This window comes from Cupriavidus sp. 05T41 (assembly GCF_056396525.1).
In genome coordinates, this window is sequence record NZ_JBFTLQ010000142.1 from 1 (window position 1) to 12,306 (window position 12,306).

13 protein-coding genes and 1 pseudogene are annotated in these 12,306 nt (G+C 68.6%); 13 read left to right on the plus strand and 1 reads right to left on the minus strand.

The genetic code is table 11. The features are described from left to right. The 11 genes from AC1DKV_RS38895 to AC1DKV_RS38945 form a co-directional block, all read left to right on the plus strand. On the plus strand, positions 1-762 hold a 762-nt coding region (locus AC1DKV_RS38895), incomplete at its 5' end, for a DNA polymerase III subunit gamma/tau C-terminal domain-containing protein (RefSeq protein WP_477139573.1). A gap of 90 nt (positions 763-852) precedes the next feature. After that, the gene (locus AC1DKV_RS38900) at positions 853-1,185 is read left to right on the plus strand and encodes a YbaB/EbfC family nucleoid-associated protein (RefSeq protein WP_420998475.1); all 333 of its coding nucleotides are present in this window, start codon (positions 853-855) and stop codon (positions 1,183-1,185) included. A 38-nt stretch (positions 1,186-1,223) separates the two neighbouring features. Beyond that, positions 1,224-1,559 carry an antibiotic biosynthesis monooxygenase family protein gene (locus AC1DKV_RS38905; protein ID WP_441624292.1) on the plus strand — a complete coding sequence of 112 codons (336 nt, stop codon included), beginning with the start codon at positions 1,224-1,226 and terminating at the stop codon, positions 1,557-1,559. Beyond that, complete coding sequence (gene recR, locus AC1DKV_RS38910; protein WP_477139574.1) at positions 1,556-2,170, plus strand: recombination mediator RecR; 615 nt, start codon at positions 1,556-1,558, stop codon at positions 2,168-2,170. Before AC1DKV_RS38905 ends, recR begins: the two co-directional genes overlap by 4 nt. A 33-nt stretch (positions 2,171-2,203) precedes the next feature. Then, complete coding sequence (locus AC1DKV_RS38915; protein ID WP_477139575.1) at positions 2,204-3,109, plus strand: LysR family transcriptional regulator; 906 nt, start codon at positions 2,204-2,206, stop codon at positions 3,107-3,109. A gap of 272 nt (positions 3,110-3,381) precedes the next feature. Further along, the gene (locus AC1DKV_RS38920) at positions 3,382-4,578 is read left to right on the plus strand and encodes a CaiB/BaiF CoA transferase family protein (protein WP_477139576.1); all 1,197 of its coding nucleotides are present in this window, start codon (positions 3,382-3,384) and stop codon (positions 4,576-4,578) included. Next, positions 4,575-5,570: a hydroxymethylglutaryl-CoA lyase gene (locus tag AC1DKV_RS38925; protein ID WP_441624300.1), complete on the plus strand. Its 996-nt coding sequence runs from the start codon at positions 4,575-4,577 to the stop codon at positions 5,568-5,570. Before AC1DKV_RS38920 ends, AC1DKV_RS38925 begins: the two co-directional genes overlap by 4 nt. A gap of 205 nt (positions 5,571-5,775) precedes the next feature. Next, complete coding sequence (locus AC1DKV_RS38930; RefSeq protein ID WP_477139579.1) at positions 5,776-6,768, plus strand: Bug family tripartite tricarboxylate transporter substrate binding protein; 993 nt, start codon at positions 5,776-5,778, stop codon at positions 6,766-6,768. A 245-nt stretch (positions 6,769-7,013) separates the two neighbouring features. Continuing rightward, positions 7,014-8,060 (plus strand): ABC transporter substrate-binding protein, encoded by a 1,047-nt coding sequence (locus AC1DKV_RS38935; RefSeq protein ID WP_477139577.1) that lies wholly within the window; start codon positions 7,014-7,016, stop codon positions 8,058-8,060. A gap of 181 nt (positions 8,061-8,241) precedes the next feature. Further along, positions 8,242-9,054, plus strand: a complete 813-nt coding sequence (locus AC1DKV_RS38940; protein WP_441624304.1) for an ABC transporter ATP-binding protein — start codon at positions 8,242-8,244, stop codon at positions 9,052-9,054. 65 nt (positions 9,055-9,119) lie between these two features. After that, positions 9,120-9,911 carry an ABC transporter permease gene (locus AC1DKV_RS38945; protein ID WP_477139578.1) on the plus strand — a complete coding sequence of 264 codons (792 nt, stop codon included), beginning with the start codon at positions 9,120-9,122 and terminating at the stop codon, positions 9,909-9,911. 208 nt (positions 9,912-10,119) lie between these two features. On the opposite strand, the gene AC1DKV_RS38950 is transcribed toward AC1DKV_RS38945, so the two are convergent. Next, on the minus strand, positions 10,120-11,094 hold the full coding sequence (locus AC1DKV_RS38950; RefSeq protein ID WP_477139580.1) for an NADPH:quinone oxidoreductase family protein: 975 nt from the start codon (positions 11,092-11,094) through the stop codon (positions 10,120-10,122). Positions 11,095-11,365: 271 nt separating this feature from the next. On the opposite strand from AC1DKV_RS38950, the gene surE reads away from it, so the two are divergent. Together surE and AC1DKV_RS38960 are read left to right on the plus strand one after the other, a co-directional pair. After that, positions 11,366-12,118 carry a 5'/3'-nucleotidase SurE gene (gene surE, locus AC1DKV_RS38955; RefSeq protein WP_441624308.1) on the plus strand — a complete coding sequence of 251 codons (753 nt, stop codon included), beginning with the start codon at positions 11,366-11,368 and terminating at the stop codon, positions 12,116-12,118. Positions 12,119-12,146: 28 nt separating this feature from the next. Beyond that, positions 12,147-12,306 (plus strand): annotated as a pseudogene (locus AC1DKV_RS38960) (protein-L-isoaspartate(D-aspartate) O-methyltransferase); the annotation flags it as partial.

Here is a 12,306-nt window from a genome sequence, read left to right on the forward strand (position 1 = left end):
GCGGTGGTGCGGCCGGCCCCGGTTGCCGCCGCGCCGGCTCGCGCCGAGCCGCCGCCGCGCCGCGCGCCCGCCATGGAGCCTGCCGATCCTGGCCCGTCCGGCGATGTCCCGCCGTGGGAATTCGCCGGCAGCAGCGACGTGCCGCCGTGGGAAGACCTGCCGCCGGACCTGCCGGTCATTGGTCCGTACGGCAGCRACGCCTACGGCAGCGATCMCGAACCMATGCCCGCACGGCAGCCGGCGCCACAGCGCCGCGAGCCGGCCCGGCCAGCCGTGCAGGCCGCTCCTGCACAGGCGCCGGCACCGGCACCGGCAGAGCCTGTCGCAGCCGTGCGCCTTACCCCGCCCAAGCCGCCGGTGGCCGGCGAAGACGGCACGCCGCCGGTCTTCACCGGCGCCTGGCCGGCGCTGGCCGCCAGCCTGTCGCTCAAGGGGCTGGCGCAGCAGCTTGCCTACCAGAGCGAACTGGTACAGGTGGTGGGGCGTACATTCCATCTGCGCGCGCCGGTGGCGCCCATCACCGAGGCCGGCGTGGTMGAGCGCCTGCAGCAGACGCTGGGCGAGCACCTCGGTACCGAGGTGCGGGTGCAATGCGAGATCGGCGCGGTCGCCGATACGGCGGCGGCGGCGGATGCCCAGGCGCGCGCCGAGCGCCAGCGCGAGGCCGAGGCCACCATCGAGGGGGATCCCTTTGTGCAGGGCTTGCTGCGCGAGTTCGGCGGCCATATCCTGCCCGGGTCGATCCAGCCGCGGGCGGCCTGACCGATTGAACGACTTCCATGACGGGTCGCCGGCGCCCATGACGCGCGGCGGCCCGTGGTTTCCATCCAACACGCTAATCAGGAGCTTTCCATGATGAAGGGCCAACTGGCCGGGCTGATGAAGCAAGCCCAGCAGATGCAGGAAAACATGAAGAAGATGCAGGAGCAGCTTGCCCTGATCGAGGTCGAGGGCCAGTCCGGCGCCGGCCTGGTCAAGGTGACCATGACCTGCAAGAACGACGTCAAGCGCGTCTCCATCGACCCSAGCCTGCTGGCCGAGGGCGAGGACAAGGAATTGCTGGAAGACCTGGTGGCGGCTGCCTTCAACGACGCCGTGCGCAAGGCCGAGGCGACCACGCAGGAAAAGATGGGATCGATGACGTCTGGCCTGCCGCTGCCGCCGGGCTTCAAGATGCCGTTCTGAGCCGCGTCCCGAGTCTGATGCGCGCAACGGAGCCAGGCATGATCCTCGAATCCGCAGTGCTGCCGGTACGGCCCGGCCAGGAGGTCGCCTTCGAGGCGGCCTTCGGGCACGCACGCCATATCATCGCGGGCATGCCGGGTTTCCTCGGGCTCGAACTGCATCGCTGTATCGAGCAGCCGTCCGACTACCTGCTGACGGTCCGCTGGCGCACGCTGGAAGATCACACGCAAGGTTTCCGCGGCTCTCCCGAATACCAGCAGTGGAAGGCCCTGCTGCACCATTTCTACGAGCCGTTTCCCACCGTGCTGCACCACACGCCGGTGGTGAGCATGGCCGCGCCCGACCGGCGCCCCGCCGACGGAGGCGCCGCGTGAAGAACGCGCCACCGACTTCGCTGCAGGCGCTGATCGAGGCCCTGCGGGTCTTGCCCGGCGTCGGCCCCAAGTCCGCGCAGCGCATGGCCTACCATCTGCTGCAGCACGACCGCGAAGGCGCGCGCAAGCTCGGCGACGCGCTGCGCGGCGCGGCCGACGGCATCAAGCATTGCTCGCGCTGCAATACCTTCACCGAGCAGGAAATCTGCTCGACCTGCCTGGACGAGCGGCGCGACGCCTCGCTGCTGTGCGTGGTGGAAACGCCGTCCGACCAGGCCATGATCGAGCAGACCCTGACCTACCGCGGCYAGTACTTCGTGCTGATGGGCCGGCTCTCGCCGCTGGACGGCGTCGGCCCGCGCGAGATCCACCTKGACCGGCTGCTGGCGCGCGCCACCGACCCGGCCCTGGGCGGCCCGGTTGCCGAGGTCATCGTCGCGACCAATTTCACCAGCGAGGGCGAAGCCACCGCGCACTATGTGGGCGAGATGCTGAAGGCGCGCGGACTCAAGGTGTCGCGCCTGGCGCGCGGCGTGCCGGTGGGCGGCGAGCTGGAGTACGTCGATGCCGGCACCATCGCCCGCGCGGTGATGGACCGGCGCTCGGTGTAGCCGTGCCTGCCTCCATGGGCTGAACGCAACCGCATGAACCTTGCTCGCTTCGACCTCGTCACGCTCGGGCTGTTCGTCGCTGTGGCTCGCCAGGGCAGCATCTCCGCGGGCGCGCGCCAGTCCCACCTGGCCGTGGCCGCGGCCAGCAAGCGCATCTCCGACCTGGAAGCCGCGGTCGGCGCGCCGCTGTTCTTCCGCCACGCMGCCGGCGTGCAGCTGACCGAGGCCGGGCAGGCCTGCTTCCATCACGCGCTCACCATCCTGCAGGATGTGGAGCGCATGGCCGGCGTGATGTCCGACTACGCCAGCGGCGTGCGCGGCCAGGTGCGCGTGTGCGCCAATACCTCGGCCATCACGCAGTTCCTGCCCGATGACCTGGCGACCTTCATGGCGCTGCATCCCACCATCCGCATCGAGCTCGAAGAGCAGAACAGCAGCGAAATCGTGGCTGCGCTGGTCGAGAACCGCGCCGACGTCGGCATCTTTGCCGACCGCACGCCCAGCGCCGGCCTGGTCACCGTCGAGTACCGCCAGGACGAACTGGTGCTGGTCACGCCGCCGCACCATCCGCTCTCGGAGCGCGGGCCGGTGCGCTATGCCGATACCCTCGAATAYGACTTCGTCAGCCTGCCGCAGGTGACGTCGCTTGCCGCGCGCCTGCTGGAGGAGAGCAGCCGGCTGGACCGGCCGTTCCGCCTGCGCATCCAGGTGCGCAGCTTCGATGCCATGTGCCGCATGGTGATGGCGGGGCTGGGCGTGGGCGTGCTGCCGCGCATCGCGGCCGAGCCGCATGTGCAGTCGATGGGCCTKTCGCTGGTGGCGCTGCAGKACGCCTGGGCGCGCCGCTCGCTCCTGATCGGCATGCGCGATCCGGCCGGGCTGACGGTGTCGGCGCGGCTGCTSATCACSCATCTYTGCGGCGACCGCGCGCCGTTCTGAACGGTCGCTTCAAGACGGTCCCGGCGTGGTTGCGCGGCCTTGCCGCACGGCTTGTACGGTCTGCAGCCGCACGCCTGGCCAGGCCCGCTTCGCTTCGTCCTGGAGCAAGCGCCCGACCGGACAGCTTTCGCGTTCCAAGACAACCCGCTTCTCCGAATGCCGATTCCGCCATGCGCGCGGCTAGGGCAAACTGCGTCGAAACAAGGCGTGGCGCCGGCAGATAGCCAGGATGCCCGGCACGCAGCAACCGATACGGCACGGAGACCCTCCACATGGCGCGACAGATTCTCGAAGGCATTCGGGTCCTGGAACTCGGACAACTGATTGCCGGCCCCTTTGCCGCCAAGACCCTCGCCGATTTCGGCGCCCAGGTGGTCAAGGTCGAGCCGCCCGGGCAGGGCGACCCGCTGCGCAAATGGCGCATGTTGCATGGCGAGACGTCGGTCTGGTGGGAGGCACAGTCGCGCAACAAGCAATCGATCTGCATCGACCTGCGCCAGGCCGAAGGCCAGGCGGTGGTGCGCAAGCTGGCGGCCGGGGCCGACGTGCTGATCGAGAACTTCCGGCCCGGCACCATGGAAAAGTGGGGCCTGGGCTTCGAGTCGCTGCGCGCGGACAATCCCGGCCTGATCATGGTGCGGGTTTCCGGCTACGGCCAGACCGGCCCGAAGAAGGACGAACCCGGCTTTGCCGCGGTGGCCGAGGCCATGGGCGGCCTGCGCTACCTGACCGGCGAGCCCGGCCGCGCCCCGGTGCGCGCGGGCCTGTCGCTGGGCGACACCATCGCCGGCCTGCATGGCGCGCTCGGTGTGCTGCTGGCGCTGTACGAGCGCGACGCGCGCGGCGGCCAGGGGCAGGTGATCGACGTGGCCCTCTACGAATCGTTGTTCAACCTGAGCGAGAGCCTGCTGCCGGAGTACTCCGCATTTGGCGCGGTGCGCCAGCCGGCCGGCGGCGCCTTGCCCGGCATCGCACCGTCCAATGCCTATCCCTGCGCCAGCGGAGAGTATGTGCTGGTCGCCGCCAACGGCGACGCCATCTTCAAGCGCCTGATGCATGCCATGGGCCGCGCCGACCTGGCCGGGGATCCGGCGCTGGAGCGCAACGACGGCCGCGTCAGGCGCGTCGAGGAAATCGATGCGGCCATCGCGGCCTGGACCCGCAGCCAGAGCGTGGAGGATGCGCTGGCCGCGCTCAAGCAGGCCGAWGTGCCSTCSGGCCGCATCTACACGGTCAAGGACATCGCYGAAGACCCGCACTACCGTGCGCGCGGCGTGATCGAGAGCGTGACCTCGGCCGGCGGGCTGACCGTGGAGGTGCCGGGCATCATGCCCAAGCTGTCGGGCAGCCCGGGTGCCATCCACGACMGCGCGCCCACGCTGGGCGAGCATACCGATGCGGTGCTGGCGAAGGCCGGCTTCGACGCCGCCACCATCGCCGACCTGCGCGCACGCGGGGTGGTGGCATGAGCGCCGCCGCCTTCGCCACGCCGGCCGCTCTGCGCGGCCCGGCCCGCATCGAGATCAACGAGGTGGCGCCGCGCGACGGCCTGCAGATCGAGCCGGTGGTGGTGCCGACCGATGCCAAGGTGGCCTTCCTGGATGCGCTGTCCGCGTGTGGCTTTGCCCGTATCGAGGCAACTTCCTTCACCTCGGCCAAGGCGATTCCCGCGCTGGCCGATGCCGAAGCCGTGATGCACCGCATGCAGCGCGCCGCCGGCGTGCGCTATACCGCGCTGGTGCCCAACCTGCGCGGCCTGGAGCGTGCGCTGTCTTGCCGGCCCGACGAGCTCAATCTGGTGATGTCCGCCAGCGAGACCCACAACCGCGCCAACCTGCGCATGACGCGCGCGCAGTCGCAGGCGCAGTTGCTGGCGATGACCGCGGCGGCGGGCGAGGCCGGCGTGCCGGTCAATGTCTCGCTGTCCACGGTGTTCGGCTGCCCCTTCGAGGGCGAGGTCGACGCCGACGCCGTGATGGCGCTCGCCAGGTCGTTCGCCGAGGCCGGCGCGAGCGGCATCACGCTGTGCGATACCACCGGMATGGCCTATCCCACGCAGGTCGCGGCGCTGTGCGAACGCTTCCAGCGTGAACTGCCGCGGACCGGCCTGACCATCCATCTTCACAACACGCGCGGCATGGGCCTGGCCAACGCGCTGGCCGCGTGGCAGGTGGGCGTGACGCGCTTCGACGCCGCCGCCGGCGGACTCGGCGGCTGTCCTTACGCGCCCGGGGCGAGCGGCAACGTCAGCACCGAGGAGCTGGTGCATATGTTCGCMGCAATGGGCGTKGACACCGGCGTGGACCTGGGCCGCCTGCTCGACGTGGTGGCGGGCTTGCCGGCGCTGGTCCAGCGCGACACCGCCAGCCAGCTGCTGCGGGCCGGCCCGCGCCTGCGCACGCACCAGCCGCCGGCGTGGCTGGCCGGCCATTTTGCCGCGCAGGACGGCACGCAGCCCTGAGCCGTGCCCGCAGGAACCCGTTAGGCATTCCCTGGAAAAAACCCGCAAGAGCGGGTGCGCACCGCGCGGCGAGGGCCGGCGCGGGCGCAAGACAAGACCAAGCTCAAAGAGCAGCAAGCAGGAGACACCCATGCCCCGCATCCCGGCATACGCCGACACACGTTCGCATTCCTCGCAGTCCTCGCAGTCCAGCCTGTCCGCTGCCATGCGCGCTGCATCGCCCGCGCGCCGCAGGGCGCTTGCCGCCGCCGCGGCGCTGGTCGCCGGCCTGGCCGGCGCCACCGCTTCGGCGCAGGACGGCGCGTGGCCGCAGCGGCCCGTGACGCTGGTGGTGTCGGCCGCMGCCGGCGGCACCACCGACCTGGCCGCGCGCATGATTTCCGAGCCGCTGGCCAAGGCGCTMGGCCAGCCGGTGGTGGTGGACAACCGTCCCGGCGGCTCGGGCGGCATCGCGGCGCAGACCGTGGCGCGCGCCAAGCCGGACGGCTACACCCTGATGGTGCAGTACTCCGGCTACCAGGTCATCACGCCGCTGCTGACGAAGACCTCGTGGGACCCGGTGAAGGACTTCGCGCCGGTCGCCAATCTCCTGTCGGCGCMGCAAGTGCTGGTGGTGCGCCCGAGCCTGCCGGTCAAGACGCTCAAGGAACTGGTGGCCTATGCCAAGGCCAATCCCAACAAGCTCAACTACGCCTCGTCGGGCAATGGCTCGCTGCAGCACGTCTCGACCGAGTTGCTGAACCAGATGGCCGGCATCCAGATCACCCATGTCCCATACAAGGGCACGGGCCCGGCCATGACCGACCTGCTGGGCGGCTCCGTCGACCTCACCATCACCACGCCGCCGCCGCTGATGGGGCATATCCAGGGCGGCAAGCTGCGCCCGCTGGTGGTGACCAGCAAGCAGCGCCTGCCCAGCCTGAAGGACGTGCCTTCCGCGCCCGAGGCCGGCTATCCCGACCTCGACGTGTCTTCCTGGTTCGCCATGTACGCGCCGGCCGGCACGCCCAGGCCGATCATCGACAAGCTGGCCGGCGAGATCGAGCGCATCATGCAGACCGACGCCTTCCGCAAGAAGGCCGAGGAACTGGGCGCGGAGGCGAAATTCATGGGGCCGCAGCAGCTGGCGACCTACCAGCGCGGCGAACTGGCGCGCTGGGGCAAGGTGATCAAGTCCGCCGATATCCACGCCGAGTGAGCCAGGTGGAAACCGGCGTGCCGGCGCGGCCCGAAGCAGTGGGGCGGTCGAGCGAGGGCCGGACTGTGGTCGAAAGGCGGTCGAAAGGCGGCCGAAAGGCTCGCCCTGTATCGTCGATGCCGTCGCAGCGGCACCGGGCACGGCATAGGTGTTGATCCCGATGCGGCCCCGGTGCGCATCGGATAGCATCGCAGCTTGCCGCTGCGCGGCACGGTTGCCCCGGGTACAACAGGTAGGAGAGAGCAATGTATAACAAGAAATTCTGGAAGCAGGCGCTGATCGCGCTGGCGCTGTTCCTGGCTGGCTGGCTMACCTTCGGTGGCTATGCGCAGGCGCAGGGCAAGCCCGAGAAGACCAAGGTCACCATCGCCGTCGGCGGCAAGAACCTGTTCTACTACCTGCCGCTGACCATCGCCGAGCGTCTCGGCTATTTCAAGGATGAAGGCCTCGACGTCGACATCGTCGACTTCGCCGGCGGCGCCAAGGCGCTGCAGGCCGTGGTGGGCGGCAGCGCGGACGTGGTTTCCGGCGCCTACGAGCACACCCTCAACCTGCAGGCCAAGGGCCAGCAGTACCAGGAATTCGTGCTGCAGGGCCGTGCCCCGCAGATCGTGCTGGTGGTCTCCAACAAGACCATGCCCAACTTCAAGTCCGTGGCCGACCTGAAGGGCAAGAAGATCGGCGTCACCGCGCCGGGATCGTCCACCAACATGATGGCCAATTTCGTGCTGGCCAAGGCCGGGCTGAAGGCGTCGGACGTGTCCTTCATCGGCGTCGGCGCCAGCGCCGGCGCGGTGGCCGCGATGCGCTCGGGCCAGATCGACGCGATGGCCAACCTCGATCCGGTGGTGTCGATGCTGACGCAGAAGAACGAAGTGCACATCGCCTCGGATACCCGCACGCTCAAGGACACCCAGGCGGTGTTCGGCGGCAACATGCCGTCCGGCTGCCTCTACGCATCGAGCGCCTTCATCCAGCAGAACCCGAACACCACGCAGGCCCTGACCAACGCCATGGTGCGTGCGCTCAAGTGGCTGCAAAAGGCTGGTCCGTCCGACATCGTCAAGACCGTGCCGGAGAGCTACCTGCTGGGCGACCGCGCGCTGTACCTGTCCGCCTGGGACAAGGTCAAGGAAGCGATCTCGCCGGACGGCACGATGCCCGCCGATGGTCCCAAGACCGCGCTCAATACGMTGCAGCAGTTCGACCCKGACCTGAAGGGCAAGGCMATCAAGCTGGAGAACACGTTCACCAACAGCTTCGTGCAGAAGGCCAACGCCAAGTACAAGTAAGGCTTCGCCCGCGCAACGGGAGCCTGTGGCCCGCTGCACGCAGCGGGCCTTTGCATTTGCGCGGCCCTGAGGCCCGCCGCACGATTTCACGGATTCACGTACTCCAGTCGCGCCGAGGCGCCGTGCGGTATCGACGGTGCCGCATCGCCGGGATTCGCCAAAGATTCGCCAAGAGCCAGCCATGAGCACTGCCGCACTTTCCCTCGACAACGTCACCTGCACCTTCGTCTCGCGCGAAGACCGCAGCCAGCGCTATACCGCCGTCAAGGACGTCACCCTCGACATCCAGCCCGGCGAGTTCGTTTCCGTAGTGGGCCCGACCGGCTGCGGCAAGTCCACCTTGCTCAATGTCGGTGCCGGCCTGCTGCAGCCGTCGATTGGCGAAGTGCGGGTGTTCGGCGAGCCGCTGCGCGGCATCAACGAGCGCGCCGGATATATGTTCCAGGCCGAAGCGCTGATGCCGTGGCGCAGCGCGCTGGACAATGTGATCGCCGGACTCGAGTTCCGCGGCATGCCGCGCGCCGAGGCGCAGCAGGAGGGCGAGGCCTGGCTGCGCCGCGTGGGCCTGGGCGGTTTCGGCGACCGCTACCCGCACCAGCTCTCGGGCGGCATGCGCAAGCGCGTKAGCCTGGCGCAGACGCTGGTGCTGGACCCGGACATCATCCTGATGGACGAGCCGTTTTCCGCGCTCGACATCCAGACCCGCCAGTTGATGGAGAACGAGGTGCTGGACCTGTGGGCGGCCAAGCGCAAGGCGGTGCTGTTCATCACCCACGACCTCGATGAAGCCATTGCCATGAGCGATCGCGTGGTCGTGCTGTCGGCGGGACCCGGCACGCACCCGATCGGCGAGTTCGTCATCGACCTGCCGCGCCCGCGCGACGTGGCCGAGATMCGCAATCACCCGCGGTTCATCGAACTGCACGCCGCCATCTGGGACGTGCTGCGCGAAGAGGTGCTGAAAGGCTACGCGCAGCAGCGCAAGGTGGCCTGACACGGCCGCCGCCGCATCGCAGGCATCTCTCCCATTCAATCCGCACTGATTTCCATTCCATTCCCATGGCATTCCGTCCCGACTCCAAGGGCATGCTGCGCTTCTGGCAGTTGCTCGTCCTCGTAGTGATCCTCGGCGCTTGGCATATCGCCACGCGTTCGCAGCAGGTTGCCTTCTTCTTCGGTGAACCGCTGATGGTGGCCCAGCGCATMTGGACCTGGTTCGTGGTCGAGCGCGATATCTACATCCACCTCGGCGTGACMCTGATCGAGACGMTGCTGGCGTTCGGCATCGGTACCGCCGCCGGGCTCGGCGTGGGCCTGTGGCTGGCGCTCAGCCCGCTCACCTCGGCCATCCTCGATCCCTATATCAAGGCCATGAACTCGATGCCGCGCGTGATCCTGGCACCGATCTTCGCCGTGTGGTTMGGCCTGGGCATCTGGTCCAAGGTGGCGCTGGCAGTGACGCTGGTGTTCTTCATCGTGTTCTTCAACGTCTACCAGGGTGTCAAGGAAGTCAGCCCGGTGGTGCTGGCCAATGTGCGCATGCTGGGCGCGAACCGGCAACAGCTGCTGCGCCATGTCTACCTGCCCAGCGCGACCAGCTGGGTCTTTTCCTCGCTGCATACCTCGGTGGGCCTGGCCTTCGTTGGCGCGGTGGTGGGCGAATACCTCGGCTCGGCACGCGGGGTGGGCTATCTGATCCTGCAGGCCGAAGGCACCTTCGACATCAACACCGTGTTCGCCGGCATCGTGGTGCTGACCGCGGCGGCGCTGGTGCTGGACACGCTGGTGGGCAGCGTGGAGAAGCGGCTGATGAAGTGGCAGCCGCGCACGGGCGAGACCGAGCGCCTGTAGCCGCGCGTGGTACTGGCAGAACTTGGAGGGCGGCAACRATGCCGGCCCGCAGCCGGCAGAACGCCAGCGTCCCGCGCGACTTCATCGGCTACGCGAACAAGCAGGCGGAAATGAAAAGAGCGCCGGGTGCGTTGGCACCCAGGCGCTCTTTTCTTTCACGCAGTGCGCACGGCAGCCAGTGGTGGCCGCGTGCGGGACCAGGGCATGATCAGGGCACGATGACGATCTTGCCGGTGACCTTGCGGGCTTCCATGTCCTTGAGCGCCTGCGGTGCCTGCTCGAGCGGATAGCGCGCGGAGATGTGCGGGCGGATCTTGCCTTCCTTCATCCAGCCCAGCATCTGCGCCATATTGGCCTGGTTGGCCTTGGGCTCGCGGCGCGCGAAGTCGCCCCAGAACACGCCCACCAGCGAGGCGCCCTTGAGCAGCGCCAGGTTCAGCGGCAGCTTGKGGATCTCGCCGTTGGCGAAGCCCACCACCAGGTAGCGGCCGCGCCAGCCGATCGAGCGGAAGGCCGGCTCCGCATAGATGCCGCCGACCGGGTCATAGACGACGTCGGGGCCCTTGCCGTCGGTGAGCGCCTTGACGCGCTCGCGCAGGTCTTCGGTGCTGTAGTTGATCAGCGCATCGGCGCCGTGCTCCTTGCACACCGCCAGCTTTTCATCGGTGGAGGCGGCCGCGATCACGCGCGCGCCGATGGCCTTGCCGATCTCGATGGCAGCCAGGCCCACGCCGCCGGCCGCGCCGAGCACCAGCATGGTCTGTCCCGCCTTCAGTTCGCCGCGGTCGATCACGGCGTGGTGCGACGTGCCGTAGGTGAGCGTGAATGCCGCGGCGGTCTCGAAGTCGATGCCCGGCGGCATCGGCACCACGGCACTGGCCGGGGCTTTGGCCTGCGACGCGAAGGCGCCGTTGCCCAGGTAGGCGATGACCTTGTCGCCCGGCTTGACGTGGGTCACGCCCTCGCCGACGGCATTGACCACGCCCGCCAGTTCCGAGCCCGGCGAGAAGGGCAGTTGCGGCTTGGCCTGGTATTTGTTCTGGATGATGAGGACGTCGGGGAAATTCACGCCGGCCGCCTTGACGTCGATCACGACTTCGCCCTGGGCGGGCACGAGATCGGGCAGGGTTTCGAGAACCAGCGAATCGGGCGGGCCCCAGGCTTTGCACAGTACGGCTTTCATCATGTCTCCGGTGATATGTTCTACGGGTTGTTATGTCCGTTGCCCGGCGGCGATGGCGCAAAAAGGTGCATGCGCGGTGGATGCGCGGGCCGGCGCCTGTTGCGTTGGCGCCGTATCCGCATTACGCCAGACGGGCCCGGGCAAGTGTAGCGCAAAAATAGCACGGTCGTTCTGTTAGCTTCCGCACAGATCCCCGCCGAGCCGCGCAGGAGGCGGATTTTGCGGCGCGGTCAGGGCGTGCGCAGCAGCCTTGTCGGGTACAATCGCGGCCATGCATATCCTCCTCGCAAACGATGACGGTTACCTGGCGCCAGGGCTTGCCGCGCTGCACGCCGCGCTGGCGCCGCTGGCACGCATCACGGTGATCGCGCCCGAGCAGAACCACAGCGGCGCTTCGAATTCGCTGACCCTGCAACGGCCGCTGTCGATCTTCGAGGCGAGCGAGGGCGTGCAGAAGGGTTTTCGCTTCGTCAACGGCACGCCGACCGATTGCGTGCATATTGCCCTGACCGGCCTGCTGGACGAAAAACCCGACCTGGTGGTGTCCGGCATCAACCAGGGCCAGAACATGGGCGAGGACGTGCTGTACTCGGGCACCGTCGCCGCTGCCATCGAGGGCTTCCTGCTCGGGATTCCCTCGATCGCGTTTTCGCAGGTGGACAAAGGCTGGACGCAGCTTGACGCGGCGGCGCGCGTGGCGCGCGACATTGTCGAGCGCTATATCGCCAAGCCGGCGGCCGAACCGTTCTTGCTCAACGTCAATATTCCCAACCTGCCGTTCGAACATATCCGGGGCTATCGGGCGACACGGCTCGGCAAGCGCCATCCTTCCCAGCCGGTGATCACGCAGGTCAACCCGCGCGGCGATACCAACTACTGGATCGGCCCGGCCGGTGACGCGCGCGACGCGAGCGAAGGCACGGATTTCCACGCCACCGGCGAAGGCTACGTCTCGCTGACCCCCTTGCAGCTGGACCTGACGCATCGCGGTCAGCTCGAGCAGATCAACCAGTGGCTGGCATAAGCCCTTCCACGCGCAGTCCCCGGCCGTCATGAGCACTGCCCCGCGCCGCCCGAAATTTCCCCTCTCCCTGGACGCCGTCGTCGAGCGCAAGCCTGCGCCGGCGCGTACCGCGGGCCTGCCCGCCGTCGGCGGGGCCCGCGGCGCGGCCATCGCGGCCAAGGCCGCGGCGAAGGCGCGCGCGCCAGGCT

What these genes read in the sequence shown, in the direction of transcription:
- AC1DKV_RS38905 (WP_441624292.1), top strand. Translation starts at nt 1,224, where the DNA reads ATGATCCTCGAATCCGCAGTGCTGCCGGTACGGCCCGGCCAGGAGGTC.
- surE (WP_441624308.1), top strand. Translation starts at nt 11,366, where the DNA reads ATGCATATCCTCCTCGCAAACGATGACGGTTACCTGGCGCCAGGGCTT.